The organism is uncultured Cetobacterium sp. (assembly GCF_945952365.1).
In the GTDB taxonomy this organism is placed as follows: domain Bacteria; phylum Fusobacteriota; class Fusobacteriia; order Fusobacteriales; family Fusobacteriaceae; genus Cetobacterium_A.
This window is the reverse complement of sequence record NZ_CAMFHX010000005.1, coordinates 82,744-100,746: the sequence shown is the minus strand read 5'-3', so window position 1 is coordinate 100,746 and position 18,003 is coordinate 82,744. Positions and strand designations below refer to the sequence as shown.

The window sequence follows — 18,003 nt, the reverse complement described above, 5'->3', positions numbered from 1 at the left end:
ATGAAAATTATAATGAGTGGTCATAGTTCTTTTTATGTCAGAGAGAACTGGATAAATAAACTATTTTACAAGGTGTTTGAACAAGATGTAAATAAAAAAATAGAAAGTTCATTTTTCTCTAAAGCTAACTTAATAAATGCAATAGATATCTTGGGTGTAGGAAGTAAGATGGTAGAATCTATAAAGTTTTGGGCTGATTTTTTAGGTATTCTTGAAAAAAAAGCTAAAAGTATAGAGTTAAGTGAAAGTATGAAAGTCGTTTTTGAATTAGATCCATACTTACAAAATAATAACAGTTTATGGATTTTACATTCAAATATTTTTTTGAAAGAAAAAGAGAAAGCTCTAGTTTGGGAGAAAGCTTTTTCATTACCTGAAGGTGCTACATTTACAAAAGAGAGTTTGGAAAAGAGTATAGAGCTTTACTATATAGAGAATGGAAGTAAGTTTTCAAGCAGAATGGTTTTAGATACAATAAATGTTTTTATAAAAACATATTATAAAGATTCTAAAGAGAGTGTTAATCCAGAAGAAAATATAGTTTCTCCATTTGTAAGACTAAATTATTTAAAAGAGATTAATGGTGAGTTTAAATTTCAAAATATAGAAAGAAAAGATATTTCTGATTACATGATATACTATTTACTTTATAGAAAATCTAAAAAGATGGGAATTGTAAATCAAATAACAATAAAAGAAGCTTACGAGTATGTAAATAAAATAGTGAAGATGAGTTATCTTAATTTTGAGAAAACTATACAGGAGTTAGAGTTCCAAAATGAGTTATCTGTAGATAGAGCAGCAGGATTACAAAATATAACTATAGATACAAAGAGATATTCAGAGAAAGAAGTCGTAAAAAAAATACTAGAAAGTGAGTTAGTTTGATGGATAAAGTAATAGAGATTACAAAAGTAGGGTTTTCAGTAAATATTGAGAGAGATTACAAAGATAACGAGAAAATTAATTCATATATTCCTACAGAGAAAAATATAAAGCTTTTAGCAAAACTTACAAAAGGAGTTTTGAATAAAAAAAATGGATCATATATTTTATCAGGAGCATATGGAAGTGGAAAGTCATATTTTCTTTCGGTATTACTAAATCTTTTATCAGTAGAAAATAAAAGTAAGATAGATATATTTTTAAATAGAGCTGAGGAAAAGTTCCCAATAAAAGAGATATATTCAAAGCTTAATGAACAAAAATATTTAGTAGTATTTGCAAAAGATAGATACTCTAACTATGAAAAATCAGTGCTACACGGGATACTAGAAGTTATAAAAAAGGAAGATTTGAATATAAGTTTAAATCTGGAAAGTAAAATAATTTTAGATAAAATTGAATCTTGGAAAAAGAACTATTCAGATATAATTTTTAAATTTGAAGAAGCTTTATTAAAAAGAGATATAAACTTAGAAAAAATAGAGCTTCAGCTTCAAAATAATAACTCTAATGCTATAAAAATATTTAAAGAGTTATATAAAGAGATTTTTTATGGAGAAGAATTTGTAAACTATGAATCTAATTTCCAAATTGTAGACTTACTGAAAGATTTTGAGGAGAAAGTTATTGAAACGACATCATATAAAGGTGTTATCTATGTTTTTGATGAGTTTGGAAGATATTTGGAATCAAATATAAACAAAGTTGATGTAAAAGAGATACAGGATATGGCAGAATACTGTAACTCTGAAGCTTTGTCATATCTATTTTTAATAACTCATAAAGATATTTTCCAGTATACAAATAAATTGAATAGAGAAGATAATATATTTGAATGGGAAAAGGTAAGTGGAAGATTTCATAAAGAGCAGATGACTTATGATAAAGTTACTTCTTTGAGTATATTGTCACAAGTAGTTTATAAAAAAGATGGGTTTGAAGCGTTTTATAACCAAAATATAGAACAGTTTAATAACTATATTAAAAATCTTACTGAATCTAATTTGTTAACTGAAACTGTTGATAAAACAGTAAAAAATTTTTATCCTTTAAACTATTTAACAGCATATATATTACCGGAGTTATCTCAAAAGATTGCCCAAAATGAAAGAACTATGTTTGCTTTTCTAAGTTCTGGAGATGTTAAAGGTTTAGAGAGTGTATTAAAAGATGATTTTATAGTGGGGCTAGATAGAATATACGATTATTTTGAAGAAAACTTTAAGTTTTTAAATCATGAAAGTTTAGAGTATAAAAGCTATTTTAATACTAAAAAAGCTTTAAACTTAGTAAAAGATTCTAATCATATAAAATTCCTGAAAACTTTGGGTATGTTACAGATATACAATAGACCAATTGAAATCCCGCCAACAAAGGAGATTTTAAAGTTATCTTTAAATATTGATGATATTGAGTTAGATAAAATTGTAAAAGATTTAGAAAATGAGAATATAATAAGTTTTAAAAGAAATAAGAGACATTACAAGATTGTAGAGGATAGCGATATAAATATTCAAAAGGAGATTAAAGAGTATGTAATAAACAAATTACACAGTCTAAATCTAACTGAATCATTGAATAAATTTATAGAGCTCGATTTCTATTATCCTGTTAAATACAATTTTGAAATGGATATAACAAGATATTTCCAGCAAATATATTTAGATTGTTCAAACATAGGTTATTTAGATAAGTTGAAAGATAAAGTAGATGGTAGGGTTGTTTATTTAACAAATATATCAAAAGCTTTAGATTATGATTCTATAAAGACCTCTTTAAAATTAAAAGATATTATTATTGTATCAAATATAAAAAATTCTAATTTAAAAATAGATGGAATTTTAAAAGAGTTAGAAGCCATTGAATGTTTAGTTTTATTGGAGAAAAATTATAACAATAAGGCTATTTTAGAGGAGTATAGTTTATATAAAGGGGAGTTGATTCAAACTTTAAAAGAGGAACTGAATAGGTATTTCTCTAAAGATGAGAGAGAGATAACGTACTTAGGAAAAACTCAAATAGAAAAAGATTTACTTCAAGTGACATATTATTATTTAAATGAAAAATTTAAGAATTATATTCCTATAAACTATGAGTTGTTAAATAAAGATAAAATAAGTACTCCAATGAAAAAGGTTAGGACGACACTTCTTCAAATGTTGTTAGAAGGAGATAAAATATTATTAGAAGACAGTTTTTACCTAGAAACAGGAGCAATAAATTCAGTAGCAAGAACTGTTTTAAGCAAAATTATATCTATTGGTGAAACAGAGGTAATACTTAAAGATGAATGGCAGGAGCTAAGTGATGAAATTTTAAATAGATTACAAAATGAAGAGTGCCAATTAGAAGAGCTATATTTAGATTATACAAGTGATAAAAGAGCTTATGGATTAAGAAGTGGTATTTTTACTTTGTTTTTAGGTGTACTTTTAATAAAAAATAAAAATAGTCTTTTAATAATTGAAAATCAAAATAAACAAAAAGAAAATTTAAGTGGAGATCTGATTGAAAAAATCGAAAAAAATCCTGAGAAGTACTATCTGACTTATGTTGAGAAAAGTGAAGAAGAGGAAAGATATTTAAATGAGTTGATGAAAAGTTTAGGAATCTACTTTGTAGATAGTTTAGATATAGAGAACGGTATAGTTGAAGGATTAAAGAGTTACTTCTACTCTTTAAGTAGATTGATAAACAGAGTTTCTTTAGATAACTGTAAACTACTTTCAAAAGTATTTAAAGGTTTATTCCAAGATAAAGATCCATATAAGTTTTTATTTGAAGAGTTACCTAAAAGAGCTAGAGCTAAAAGTTATGATGAAGTTATCTCGTTAGTAAACTCTGAGATGACTTATTTAGAGGATGAAAAGTTAAAAATTGAAGAGCAACTAAAACTCTTAATAATAGACCAGTTAAAAGGAGAGATTGACTTAAAAGAAGCTTTAGAAAGTTGGCAAAAAGAGGATAGCATTTTAGATAACGGTATTAAAACATGGTTAAAAAAATATAGATATACTGGAGATAGAAGATTCATACTAGATATTACTGCTAAAATAAAAGGATTTAGTTATGAAAATTGGTCGAGCTTAGAGGATATAACTGATTTTGAAAATAAGATGAAAGAGTTTTTAACTGTAAGGGAAAAAGTTGAGAATGTTGATTCTGAAAACTCTGTTCAAATTATATCAAATGGAGAGAGAGTTGTATTGGAGATCATGAAAGAGCATACAGCGATTGGAAAGATGTTGAAGACGAAGTTAGAAGCAACTATTAAATCTATGGGTATGGCTCTTAAAGAGGAAGAGAAAAAGTCGATTTTATTAGAGATATTGAAGGATATGTAGATATATTGATAACTAAATCTAATTCGAAAAGTACTCATATTAAAGCACTAAATAAGTAATAGTTCGTTTTTAAGGACAGAGTTTTTTGAAATGGTATATTTTCAAAAAAGGTCCATAAAAATGACGCTTTTATTTTGATTTTAAGCCCAACGAAAAAAAACGGTCTTATAAGAAGTCGGGTGGAAAAAACATGCTATAAAAAGCTTTAAAACACCCTAAAAACCTATTAGAAACACTTCTTAAACCTGTTGATTAGAGAGGGATTTCAAATGGTGTAATCAGATTTAAGGAAGTTCTAATAGAGGGATTGTTCAGAATATAGAGTTGTTATAAAAGGATGTCACAGTATTTTTATTGTGGCATTTTTTATGTTATAATAATTTAGAAATTTACACAATAAAATTACAGAAGTTAAAGGAGAGCGAATGAACAGTTTTTTTAAACAAATATTAGAACCAACGAATATTGTATTTGGAGTGTTAATGGTAGGATTATTTTTAATATCATTAAAGAAAATACTTTCAAAGCCGAAAGAGAGTACAACAATACCTAACTTAATAGCAGGATTAGGAATCATAGGAACATTTTTTGGAATTTTTATGGGATTATTAGAATTTGACACTGTAAACTTAGACAAAAGTATACCAAAACTTTTAGAAGGGATGAAAACTGCCTTCTTTACATCTTTAGTTGGATTAGTTTTATCAAATATTTTAAAATCATTTCAATCAAAGATGATAAAAGAAGCAATAAGAAATGAAAAAGAGAATGTTGGAGAGGTTTCTTTAGAAAAAATAGCAACATTAATGTTTGAAATGAAAGAAGCGATTGTTCAAAGTAACAAACAAGTTGTTGAAGCAATAGTCGATATAAAAGAAAATACACAGAAAACATCAGAGGTAAGTAGAGTAGCAATTGAATCTCTAGTTCAAGAATTAACAGGAGATAAACCAACATCTCTTGTAGGTCAAATGAAAATTTTAAGAGAGAGTATGATAAAAGCTCAAGAGACTGCTCAGGAAAGATTGAATATAGGGCTTGAAAATATGGGGAATCAACTGGATAACTTAGTAAAGACAAACAATGCAATTAGTACAGAGATAGAAAGAGGAAATAATGTTTTAATTGAAGAGTTTAGAATTTTTGCTAAAAATATGGCTGAAAATAATATGAAAGCTTTTACAGAAGCTATTCAAGAGTGTATAAGAGACTTGAATAATCAACTGCAAGAGCAATTTGGTGAAAACTTTAAGCACTTAAATTATGCAGTAGAAAAATTATTGGAGTGGCAAGTTCATTATAAAGAAACAATTGAAAAAACAAATGAGAATCAAGTAGAACTTTATAATGGAATGATCATGGCTAGAGATTTAGTTGTTGAGATAAATGAAAGAAGTTCATCAATAGTTGAAATTGCAAATAAACTTGGAGATAAAATAGTAACCTTTGATACTCAGCAGCAAACTTTAAATAATTCTATCGAAATCTTAAATAAAATATCTAAAGAAGCAAAGGAGTTAATTCCAAATTTAGATGTGTATACATCAGAGTTAAAAGAAAAAACATTAGAAAGTATAAAAAATGTAGAGGGATATATAATTGACGTTGATTCGAAGTTATTAGAGCATACAGTTTTAGCCACGGACAAGATAACTAATCATGTGGTCGTAACAACTGAAAAAAGTATTGAAGAAGTGAATAAATCATCAGAAAATATACTACAAAAAATAAATTTAGTTAATCAAAAAGCTGTAGAAAATATATCAAAATTATCAGATCACTTTGAAGAGAAATCATCAGAATCTATAGGATATATTAATAGTATACAAAATTCTATAAAATCATCTATGGATGATTTACTGTTAACAGCAGGTAGTGTATCAAATGGGATTTCGAAAAATATAGATGAGAATAATAATCAAATTGTTTCAGTAAGAAATTCAATTAAAGAGTTAACACAGATTTCGACAGAAAGTATAAAAAAACAACAAGAAGAAGTTGTAACATCTTTAAAAGATTTAACAGCAAGTATTTCAGGGGTGAGTGAACTTAATATAAGAGCTATGGAAGAGCAGATTATAGCAACTGAAAAAGCAATTGTTAGATTTGAAAATGAAGGATTTACACTGACTAAAAAAATATCTGATAATATTCAAGTAATGGTTGAAAATAACAACTCAAATGTACAAACAAGTGTTGAAAATATAAATAAAGCTTTAGGAGTAACGTTAAATACATCTCTAGAGTCTTTAGGAAATCAATTAGCAGCTGTTTCAGAGAAATTTGTTAGTGATTATACTCCACTGACTATAGAGCTTCAAAAGTTAATTAACTTGGCAAAAAAGGTAGGGTAATTAAATGAATAAATACATACAAAATGATGACTTTTGGCCGTCTATATCAGACTTAATGTCAGGATTGATGATTATATTTATGTTTATCGCAATATCTTTTATGTCACAGGTGGCAAAAGAAAAACAAGGTATGACTGACTTAGCCGAAGATTATAGAAAAATAAAGATATCAATTTATCAAGAGCTTTTTAAGGAGTTCCAAACCGATTTAAATGACTGGAATGCTTATATAGATGAAGAAACATTATCAATAAAATTCAGAGAACCAGATATATTTTTTCAGCAAGGAAGTAGCGAATTAAATGATGGGTTTAAAAATATATTAAATGATTTTTTCCCAAGATATATAACAATATTAAATTCTAAAAAGTTTGAAAGTGAAATTGAAGAGGTGAGAATAGAAGGGCATACATCAACAGAGTGGACAAGAAATTCATCTCCTATGGACTCTTATTTTAAAAATATGGAGCTATCACAAAATAGAACGAGAACAACTTTGCAATATGTAATGACACTACCTAGAATGAGAAAGCATGAGAAGTTTATGATAGAAAAAGTAACTGCGAATGGATTGTCATATAGTAAAAGAATTATAACTAAGGGTATAGAGGATAAGAAAATGTCTAGAAGAGTTGAGTTTAGAATAAGGACAAAAGCTGAACAAAAGATAGATCAAATACTGGCAAAGAATGATAGAGAAAGAGGCGAAAAAAATGAAATTAATTAATTTTAATGAGTTTTTAGCTTTTAAAAAAATAAGAAAAAGTATGGGGATTTCAGAGGATTTTAAGCCAAATTTTCAGAGTTCAGAAGCTATTATGAAAGAGCTAAAGCTTAGTAATATAAAAACAAAGGGTTTAGATATATCATTTGATGAATTAGTTGTAGCAAAAGATAAGACGTTAGAACATAAAGATTTCCCTGGGCAAAAGATGCTTGTGTATATAAGAGACTTTATGGGGAATTATGTGAAGGATGAAAATGATATGTCATCTTTTCCTAAATTTCATCTTTCTTGGTGCCAGGCTTTAGATAAAATGCACAAAAGTAAAAGGTATGATAGATATGTTGTAAGTCAGAGGAATGACGGGATTTTCTTATTGAATAAAACTTTAAATGGAAAAGTAGTTAAAAGAGATATAGAATTAGAATTAAATGTGTGTAAATATTGTTTAGGAAATTTAAATTATAAAGGTTATAGTTCGTCATATAATTTGAAAGATCATATTTTTAACAGTTTTAATGTAAAAGAATTTTTAGATGAATACAATACAGAGATTTATATAGAACCAACTCATACTTCAAGCTCTCAACCATTAAATGAGTACGCAGAGGAATGGAGTAAAATAAGTTTTGACTATAAAAAAAGTAAGAGGTTTATCTGCCAAGATTGTGGAAAAGATTGTTCAAAAGATACAAATGAACTGCATGTTCATCATGTAGATGGAGTAAAATCAAATAATAAAGCAACAAATTTAGAAGTGGTTTGTGTGACCTGTCATAGTAAAAAACCTATGCATGGCCATATGTTAACTAATCCTAAGTTTAGTAGATATATAAAGTTCTAGTGCAATAAAAAATAGAGGGCAACCATCACAAATCCCTCTATTTCTACTAAATATTTAATTCTTTGAAAATCTTCCGTTTAAATAACCTTAAAACTCGTAAAAACAATGCCTTAAAAATTAAAACAAAACTTACTAACTTTAAATCTATTTCTCATAATAGTTAGATTTAGATTGCACAATTTATTTAATAATAAACAACTCTGAATCTGTGTGATGGCTTTTTTAATACTGAAACTTTTAAAAACTTTACTCTTCTAACTATTATTATAACTATTAGACGTTTTTTGAGACTGAAAAAGTTTGATTAAATATGTATTAAATTGTATAAATGTTGTTAATGAAATTGACAGAGATTTTTTTTGAATATATAATGTTGTGAACATTGTTTATTTTCTTAGAAAAAAAGGTTTTGGAGGGAAATATTTTGAAAAGATTTTTATGTGGTTTTTTATTACTTTCATCGATAGTGATGGCTCAGGAAAAGGCAACACTATTATATTTTAACGATTCACATGTAATTTACCCAGTGGTGGATAAACACGGTGAAAGAGGGGGGGTAGCGAGAGCTAAAACTGTAATTGATAAAGTTCGTGAAGAAAATAAAAATACCTTAGTTCTTCAAGGTGGAGATTTAGGAGGAGGAGTTTTATTCGGAGCTATTTATCATGGTTTTCCTATGATTGAAGCTTTTAATAAAATTGAGATAGATATATCTAACTTTGGACAGCATGAATTTGATTTTGGAGTGACAGAAGCTAGAAATTTAGTGAATAAATCAAACTTCGAATGGATTTCAAGTAATTTGAAAGAAAGCTCAGGAGAATCGTTCAATAAATCAAAAGAGTATATTGTAAAGCAGTTTGGAGATTTAAAAATAGGTTTTCTAGGAACTACAGATGGAATGAGCACAACAATTCAAACAACAGAGATATATCAAGCTGATATATTTAAGAGTATTGAAGAGAATTTAAATAAGTTAAAAAAAGAAAAAGTAGATTTTATAGTTTTACTGACTCAGTCAGAGCCAGAACTAAATATTGAAATTTTAGAAAAATTTCCAGAGATTAACTCAATTTTAGCAGAAGAGAAATCTGAAAAGTATAACTATGTAACTTATGTTGGTGAAAAGCCAATTGTGTCACCTCAAGGAAATATGGGTTCTATTGTAAAAGTTGAAATTATAAAAGAAAACGATGGTAAAATATCACAAAACTTGTCGTTTATTCCGTTAAATAACTCTGTAGAATCTGATAAAGAGTTATTAAAGTTAGAAAATTATTATAGGGATAAATTGGAAAAAGATTTAGGGATTGTGATTGCTGAGGCAAAGGTTAAATTAGATTCAGGTTTTGGAGAGAATCACCATGCTAGATATGAAGAGAGTAATGTTGGAAATCTAATTGCAGATGCGTATAGAAATCATTTCAAAACTGAGATAGGGTTTATGAATGGTGGTGGATTGAGAGCTAATATAGATGCAGGACAATTCAAGTTGAAAGATGCTATATCTTTACTTCCGTTTTCAAATAAAGTTGGAGCTTTTGAATATACTGGTAAAACGATAGTAGAAGCTATAGAACATGGTGTAAGTAGCGTAGAAAAAAAATCAGGAAGATTCTTACAGGTATCTGGATTAAAATATGAATACAAACCAGAGAATAAAGTTGGAGAAAGAGTTATATCTGTAAAAATAGATGGCAAGCCGATTATATTAGATAAAGTTTACACGGTTGCATTACCTCTATATATAAAAAATGGAGGAGATGGGTTTGAGATGTTAAAAAATCCAGTTGGAACAGTCGAGATAGATTCAGAAAAAGTTATCGATTCTGATATTTTCATAGATTATGTAAAAGAGAAGAAAGAGTTGAATCCAAAACTTGAAAATAGAATTATAGTTAAATAGGATAGGGATAGAATGAAGTCAAAAAGAGAGCAGTTATCAATCTGCTCTCTTTTTCCTTTGAAGTAAAACTCTATAATCATCTATTTTTGTAGTTACCTTATTTTTATCAAATTCCTCAAGATATATTAAAGCAATTTTTCGACTACAATTTAAAAGATTTCTAAATTGAGCAAGAGTAATTTTATCATGATTATTAAAGAAGATGTTTAGCTGAGTTAAAGCCTCTTTATAGAAACCATTTAAAATAAAAATCTCACCTATCTCTATTATAAATTTATTATTTAAAAGATACATAAACATATTTTTAAACAATCGATTCTTAAAAAGATTATCTAAATCTTTTTTATTAATCCCATTAAATTTTTCTTTTTTTAAAATGAAGAAGATTTCATCTTTCATCTTTTTTTCATCTTTAGACAGCTTAACCTTAAAGTTTTTTAAAGATATAAACCCATCTACCTCTTTAAAGACTTCAGAAAACAGTTTAATTAAATTGAGATTATTAAAAAATATGTTGTTGATGGTAGCTGATGACACACCATTACTCAGTGGGTTCTGCTTATGAAAATTATCTAGATAAAGTGAAATTTCACATTTTATTTTTTCAAAGTTATTTTTATGAATCAATAAATCTTCATCTGAAAATAAAAGGATATCACTCTCTTTCGAAACATCGATATCTTTTAAATTGAACTCTTTTTTTAAATTTTGAATAGAAACGAAATAACCTTCCTCTAAGAGGTATTCAGAAAAATTGATCTTTTTATTTAAAAGATAGTTTAATTTTTTAAGATATTTGGCATTGTTTTTTTTAGTTGAAACAGCATTTGGATTTAAAACTCTAATACCACCTAATAGTTCAGATTGAGCGAGGCTTCTAAGTATTCCAATATCATCAAAGTCAATACAGATATATTCATCCATTATTAGTTGGAAAAAAATATCATCCGAATATTCATCTTTAAGATATTTTAGTTTTCCGTAATATTCAGCAGTTCCAATATTTAATCTTATTTTTGTGTTGTTCTTTGGGATTTTATCAGTAGATATTTTAGAGAATAATACATCCAATATTTTTGTGCAAACAAGAGATGCGTTGTTGGTAAGAATATTACCTCTAGCAATATCTTTTGCATTTATATTACTAATATTGAGAGCACATCTTTGGTGGGAGAAAACTTCTTCTACCTCTTTTCCGTGTACTTGAATTGCTTTTATTTTAACTTTTTGATTTTGTGGAAAAATAGTTAAACTATCATTTTTTTTTATGTTTCCAATAGAGGTACCACTGACAATAGTCCCAACTCCTTTAGGAGAGTAGATTTTATCAATGTCCAATCTGAAAGAAGAAGTCTCAAAGTTATATTTTTCAGAGTTTGAAAAAGAGTTTAGCTCAGAGATAATAAGGTTGTAGAGATTTTTATAACTTAAAGAATCTTTAGAGCTGACTTCAACAATTGGAAAATCGTTGAAATAGCCATCTGAAAACGTTTGAGAGATTTCAGCTTTAAGTTCTGAAACTCTAGAATCACTAACTAAATCTATTTTAGATAAGACAAGAATACCTTTATTAACTCCGAGTAGCTTTAAAATCTCTTTATGCTCAATAGTTTGTGGCATAATTCCATCATCAGCAGCTATAAGGAAAAGAACGAAGTCTATTCCTTTAGCACCAGCTACCATATTTTTTATAAATTTTTCATGTCCTGGAACATCAATGATACTGATAGTATTTCCATCGGGTGTAAGGAGAGGGGCAAAACCAAGATCTATGGTCATGCCCCTTTCTTTTTCCTCTTTCAGATTATCCGTATCAATATTTGTTAACATTTTTACTAAAGTTGTTTTTCCGTGGTCGATATGTCCCGCAGTTCCAATAACCCAATTTCTCATAAACTTCTACTTTCTAAAAAAGCTTTAAAATTATCTAAAATAATTGAGTATTCATCACTGTGAATAGTTTTTAAGTCTATAATAAAATAGTTGTTTTGAATTCTGCCTACAATTGGTGTAGAAGCTTTTAAGAAAAATCTATTCAACTGCATAGAATCTAGAGATTTTATAAGAACACCATAGCTTTCAATACTTGCATCAGGCATTGAACCTCCACCTATAATTGCAGATGTCTTAATGATATCAGAATCAATATTAAGAGTTTCTAATAGATTTTTTAAAATATTAGCTCTATCTAAAACGTTTTCTAATGGTTCTAAGATTCTATTTAATGTAGGATTTTTTTCAACTGCAACTTTTTCATCACAGTATTGTTTAAAAACAAATTCAAGTGCAGTTATAGTCATTTTACAAACTCTAAAAGCTCTTAAAAATTGATTTTTTTTAAGTCTATTTATTAAAGATTTTTTACCTATGATAACTCCACATTGAGGTCCGCCAAGAAGTTTATCACCACTGAAAGTTATTAAATCCATTCCTGATTCGATAGAATCAAAAATAGTTGGCTCTTTTTTAATTCCATACTTAGAAAAATCAACAAGAACTCCACTACCTAAATCTTCCATAGAGATGATATTTTTCTCTCTAGCTAAATCTGCAATCTCTTTATTAGAAACAGATTTAGTGAACCCAGAGATATGGTAGTTTGAAGTATGAACCTTTAAAAGCATAGACGTATTTTCATTTATAGCTTTTTCATAATCAACTAGGTGAGTTCTATTTGTAGTTCCAATTTCAACTAACTTAGCATTAGATAGCTCCATAATATCAGGGATTCTGAAAGAACCTCCAACTTCAACAAGTTCTCCTCTAGATATGACAACCTCGGTATTTTTACTGAACTCATTTAAGCAAAGCATAACAGCCGCAGCATTGTTATTTACAACAAGAGCTGCTTCAGCTCCAGTAACTTTAGCTATAAGATCTTCAACGTGAGAGTATCTGCTTCCTCTTTCTCCAGTTTTCAAATCGAACTCTAAGTTGCTATATCCAGTAAGTGAGTTTGAAAGATGCTCTATTAACTCTTTAGAGAAAAGAGCTCTTCCAAGGTTTGTGTGTAGAATAGTTCCAGTTCCATTTATAACTCTTTTTAGATTGAATTCTAAATTTTTTGATAATAATTTAGTAATCTCAATCTCTATATCATCTAACGAGTAGCTAGAGATAGTTTCATTTAAAATATTTTTTCTAAAAAGATTGATAGTTTCATTTACAGCATCATAAATCTCTTTATATGGTTTATCTTTAAAAAACTCTTTCTCTTTAAGTAGATCAATTATTTTATCTACTTTTGGCAGGTTTCTTAAAAGAGTTTGCTTATTATTCATATTTTCCCCTTATCTAACTACAATATATTTTCCAGTAAATTTATCAACAGTTCCAATTAACGCTGATTTTATTTTTAAGTTATTCAGTTTTTCCATAACTTCTGCAGCATATTTTGAAGGTAGAGAGAATAGTAATCCACCAGAAGTTTGAGGATCTAACATAATCTCTTGTAGCCAGAATGGAACAGATGATATATCCACTTTATCGTTTAGGTAGTTTCTATTTTTTTGTCCCATAGAGTTTATATAAAACTCTTTAGCAAAATCTCTTGCAATGTCTATGTATGGAATAAGCTCTGCTTCTAATGTAAATGTTTTTTCAGATGCTACAGCCATTTCATAGGCATGACCTAAAAATCCAAATCCAGTAATATCTGTACATGCTGATACAGGGTAGTTTTTAATAATCTCAGCAGAGTATTTGTTTAAGGTAGTCATAACCTCAACCCACTCATTTTTTACCTCTTCAGACAAAGTCTCAACTTTTGTTGCTGTTGAGATAATACCAGTTCCTAAAGGTTTTGTAATAATTAAAACATCTCCATCTTCAGAACCATAATTTTTAAAAACTTTATCTGGATGAACTAATCCAGTTACGGATAATCCATACTTTATTTCAGGGTCGTGAATAGAGTGTCCACCACTTAGGACAGCACCTGATTCAGCTATTTTCTCTGCTCCACCTCTTAAAATCTCACCTAAGATTTCAATATTCTCCTTTTCAGGGAAACAAACGATGTTCATTGCTGTTCTAGGTTCACCACCCATAGCATAAACATCACTTAAAGAGTTTGCAGCAGCGATTTGCCCGAATATATACGGGTCATCAATCATAGGAGTGAAGAAATCTAAAGTCTGTATTAAAGCTATATCATCTGTTAGTTTGTATATAGCAGCGTCATCTGATTTTTCAAATCCTACGATAAGATTTTTATCTTCCACACTCGGAAGATTTTTTAATAAATTCGAAAGAACCTCCGGTCCTATTTTGCTTGCTCAACCACCGATTGAACATCTATCTAATAAAAGTTTCATAAGTTATCCGTTATCATAAACCTATAAAACTCTATAAAGTTTTATAGGTTCAATTCCTTGTTCATAGAATTCTATTTCAATAAATCACTTTATCTACTTTAGTGTATATAACTCTCAGAAGGCTTAAATTCCCGCATAACGAACGGTACATATTATAGTTTTCTTCTTTAGGAAACTCTATAATTGCTTAAATTTATACTTGCATTTAAATCTCTATCCATAATATGACCACATTCGCATTTGAAAACTCTGTCAGAAAGTTTTAAATCTTTCTTAATAGTTCCACACTTTGAACAAGTTTTACTACTCGGATAAAATCTAGGTACTTGTATAAACTCTATTCCATTAAATTCAGCCTTATATTTCATATAAGTTATAAACTTATAGAAATTTTGTTCAGCTATTGCCTTTGAGAGATGCTTATTTTTCATCATACCTTTCACATTTAAATCTTCCATTACAATTCGAGATGGCTTGGTTTTCACTATCTCATTAGTAATTTGATGAAGATTATTGTTTCTAATATTAGAAATTCTTCTATGAACGAGCCTTATTTTTTTCTCTAGTTTCACGATATTTTGGCTCTTATGATAACGGTTTGTCACCTCCCTAGATTTTTCATATTTTCGTGAAACCTGTTTTTGAAGTCTTTTTAACTTCTTTTTCAATTTTTTAATAGTTTTTTTCTTATTTATATTTTTATATACTTTACCGGTAGAACAAGTTGCTAAATCCTTAACACCTAAATCTATCCCTAGTGAAATATCACTTAATTCTAAAATGTTATTTTCTCTTTCTATTCCTACAGAGATATACCAATATTTTCCATCAAAACTAATTCTAGGATTTGTGTATTTAACATCTATTGGAACTTGTTCAGCGGTTTTAATCCAACCAACTTTTTCTATTAAAACTAGCTTTTCTTTTACTTTAAGTTTATCAGTATCATTATAGAAACTAGGTTTAGATTTTTTTTTACTTTTAAATTTAGGAAATCCAGTTTGCTTTTTAAAAAAACTTTTATAACTGTTACAAGCGTCTTTTACTGCCTGTTTAGCTACATTGTTTGAAACATTATTTAACCAACTTAGCTCTGTTTTTTTTAATACTGTTATCTCTTTTCTTAACTCATTATCGCTTAAAAACTTTCCACCACTCTCATAATTTTCTTTCTGTCTTGCTAAAGTCCAGTTATATATGAATCTTGCCGTTCCTACAGATTGCCAAAGAAGAATCTCCTGATTTTTATTAGGTTTTAATCTAATCTTCTTGGCTAAGATCATCTTTAATCAATCCACTTTTAGAAATATGGCTAGGTTTTAGTTTACCTGTTTTATCCCAATTTCTTAAAGTTTGAATAGTTACACCAATTTTTTTAGCAAATTCTCCTATTAAAATAAATTCCATTTAATCACCTCTACAAAATTATACTATATTTTTATACAAATCTATAGATTTATTTCAACAGTTATTTGCCTCCTCTATCAATTCTGAAATGAATTTTTAAATTATACCATATTTATATGTTTAATACCATACCGCCCTCTAAATTATCAACGGTAGATACTGTGATAGTAGTTTTATTTAAAATCTCTAAAAGTGTAAGTAAAATAAGATTTCCAGCTATAATTACATCAGCTCTATTAGGTTCTAATCCAACTATTTTTTTACGGTCGTCTAAATTTTTACTTAAAAATAGGAAAAGATTTTCCTCTAAGTCTAGTTTAGTTAAAACATGTCCATTAACTTCACTTTCTATAAATTTAGGAAGCCTTTTAACAATGCTTACATTTGTAGTTACTGTTCCAGCTACTCCAATTATTTTAAATGAGTTTTGACTAAATTTAGTTAGCTCATTAAAGAATCCTTTAAGATAGTTACGAGCTGAAAGCAGAGTTTCTTCATTGTAATTTTCATCAGCAAAGAACATCTCAGTTAATTTTACAACTCCTATCGGGAAGCTTTTAATATAATCAATCCCATTGTAGTTTCCAATAGTTATTTCACTACTTCCTCCACCAACGTCAATAGTAGCAATTTTCTCTCTATAGATATTACTGTTTCCGTTGAAGCTTAATTTTGCTTCGATTTCACCAGGAATAACAAGAGTATTTATATCAAATTCGTTTTTAATCCCTTGAACAAACATAATTCCATTACTTGCTTCTCTAGTTGCAGCAGTAGCAAAAGCGATAAGTTCTGTAACACCCATAGAATCAGACTTTTCTTTAAACCTTTTAATAATCTCATATGTTTTTTCAATAGATTCTTTAGAAAGTAAACCAGTTTGATTTAAGTTTTTTCCAAGTCTAGAAACTTCTAAATCTTTAAAAATTGAAGTTATTATCTCAATTTTATTATTAGTTTTTTCAACTTCAGCAATGAAAATTCTACATGAGTTAGTTCCAATATCGATGACACCTTTTAAAAATCTGTTTTTAAAATATCTATTCGCTTCTAAAATAGTCTCTTTTTCAATAGGTAGATTTTCAAATACACTATTTTTATCTATGATAAACTTAATTTTACTATGACTATTTTTTTTATCTTTTTTCATCACGTTTATCAAAGTTTCCTCATCTATATTAATAGGAGTTGAATCTATTCTATAAAGTTTGAAAAGTTCAACAATAGAGTTTATATAGTTATCATCTACAAAACCTAAAAGTTTTGAAATTTGAAGTTCAAATATAATTCCTTTGGCAACTCCTTCACCGTGAGACATGTATTCATAGTCAAAAAGTGTTTCTAAAGCGTGACCGTAAGTGTGGCCAAGATTTAGAAATGCTCTATCAGCTTTTTCAAACTCATCTCTTTCAACGAAATCTTTTTTTATTTTACAAGATTCGTAAATCATCTCAATTAAAACTTCAGGTTTTAGTTTTAAAATCTCTCGGTATGAATCTATAAGGAATTTCTGATAAGATTTATCAGTAGATATTATACTGTGTTTTATAACTTCTCCCATTCCAGATTTAAACTGACATTGTGGAAGTGTTTTTAAAAAATCGATATCAATAATAACAGCTATTGGTTGTTTGAAAGCACCGATTAAATTTTTTCCAAGAGTGTGATTTATAGCCACCTTTCCACCAATACTTGCGTCAACTTGAGCTAGTAAAGATGTTGGAACTTGTAAAAAATCCAATCCTCTCATAAAAGTAGAGGCGATAAAGCCACCTAAGTCACAAACCACTCCACCACCAAGACAGATAATTAATGAATTTCTAGAAAAATTATTTTCTATTAAAAATGAATATATCTCCATTGTGGTATCCATATTTTTATGAACTTCACCATCTTCAATTTTATATGTATAGGTTTTCTTTTTTGGTAAATTTGATAAAACTTTATGAGCATGTAAATCGCCAATAGTTTTATTTGTTAAAAGTAGTATTTTGTCGTAATTTTCAGTAAACTCATTAAGTCTATTTATTGTATTTTGTCCAATAAGAATGTCGTATGAATTTATAGAGGTTTTCATAACTAAATTTTTCATAGAACTCTCCTTTTATTTTTTGTTGTTACATTATAGAGTATAATATTTTTATCAGAAAAAAGCAAATTCAG

11 protein-coding genes and 1 pseudogene are annotated in these 18,003 nt (G+C 28.1%); 6 read left to right on the top strand and 6 right to left on the bottom strand.

What is annotated here, in order from left to right:
- From Q0O83_RS02905 to Q0O83_RS02880, 6 genes are all read left to right on the top strand, one after another.
- On the top strand, window positions 1–888 hold the full coding sequence (locus tag Q0O83_RS02905) for a DUF4007 family protein (protein WP_294094036.1): 888 nt from the start codon (window positions 1–3) through the stop codon (window positions 886–888).
- Entirely contained in the window at window positions 888–4,289 is a 3,402-nt protein-coding gene (locus Q0O83_RS02900) for a hypothetical protein (RefSeq protein WP_294094035.1), read from the top strand. The genes Q0O83_RS02905 and Q0O83_RS02900 overlap by 1 nt, the downstream gene beginning before the upstream one ends.
- A gap of 425 nt (window positions 4,290–4,714) precedes the next feature.
- Complete coding sequence (locus tag Q0O83_RS02895; protein ID WP_294094034.1) at window positions 4,715–6,643, top strand: hypothetical protein; 1,929 nt, start codon at window positions 4,715–4,717, stop codon at window positions 6,641–6,643.
- 4 nt (window positions 6,644–6,647) lie between these two features.
- Window positions 6,648–7,370: an OmpA family protein gene (locus Q0O83_RS02890; protein WP_294094033.1), complete on the top strand. Its 723-nt coding sequence runs from the start codon at window positions 6,648–6,650 to the stop codon at window positions 7,368–7,370.
- The gene (locus Q0O83_RS02885; RefSeq protein WP_294094031.1) at window positions 7,357–8,211 is read left to right on the top strand and encodes an HNH endonuclease signature motif containing protein; all 855 of its coding nucleotides are present in this window, start codon (window positions 7,357–7,359) and stop codon (window positions 8,209–8,211) included. The genes Q0O83_RS02890 and Q0O83_RS02885 overlap by 14 nt, the downstream gene beginning before the upstream one ends.
- A 424-nt stretch (window positions 8,212–8,635) precedes the next feature.
- Entirely contained in the window at window positions 8,636–10,117 is a 1,482-nt protein-coding gene (locus tag Q0O83_RS02880) for a bifunctional UDP-sugar hydrolase/5'-nucleotidase (protein ID WP_294094030.1), read from the top strand.
- A 36-nt stretch (window positions 10,118–10,153) separates the two neighbouring features.
- Here the strand turns inward: Q0O83_RS02880 and selB are convergent, their stop codons facing one another.
- From selB to aroB, 6 genes and pseudogenes are all read right to left on the bottom strand, one after another.
- A complete protein-coding gene (gene selB, locus Q0O83_RS02875; protein WP_294094028.1) occupies window positions 10,154–12,010 on the bottom strand; it encodes a selenocysteine-specific translation elongation factor in 1,857 nt (618 codons plus the stop codon).
- A complete protein-coding gene (gene selA, locus Q0O83_RS02870) occupies window positions 12,007–13,398 on the bottom strand; it encodes an L-seryl-tRNA(Sec) selenium transferase (RefSeq protein WP_294094027.1) in 1,392 nt (463 codons plus the stop codon). Before selA ends, selB begins: the two co-directional genes overlap by 4 nt.
- 9 nt (window positions 13,399–13,407) lie before the next feature.
- Window positions 13,408–14,433 (bottom strand): selenide, water dikinase SelD, encoded by a 1,026-nt coding sequence (gene selD / locus Q0O83_RS02865; RefSeq protein ID WP_294094026.1) that lies wholly within the window; start codon window positions 14,431–14,433, stop codon window positions 13,408–13,410.
- 167 nt (window positions 14,434–14,600) lie between these two features.
- Complete coding sequence (locus tag Q0O83_RS02860; RefSeq protein WP_294094025.1) at window positions 14,601–15,716, bottom strand: transposase; 1,116 nt, start codon at window positions 15,714–15,716, stop codon at window positions 14,601–14,603.
- A gap of 10 nt (window positions 15,717–15,726) precedes the next feature.
- Window positions 15,727–15,840, bottom strand: a pseudogene (locus Q0O83_RS02855) (MerR family DNA-binding transcriptional regulator); the annotation flags it as partial.
- A 112-nt stretch (window positions 15,841–15,952) separates the two neighbouring features.
- On the bottom strand, window positions 15,953–17,932 hold the full coding sequence (gene aroB / locus Q0O83_RS02850; RefSeq protein ID WP_294094024.1) for a 3-dehydroquinate synthase: 1,980 nt from the start codon (window positions 17,930–17,932) through the stop codon (window positions 15,953–15,955).
- Window positions 17,933–18,003 lie beyond the last annotated feature (71 nt).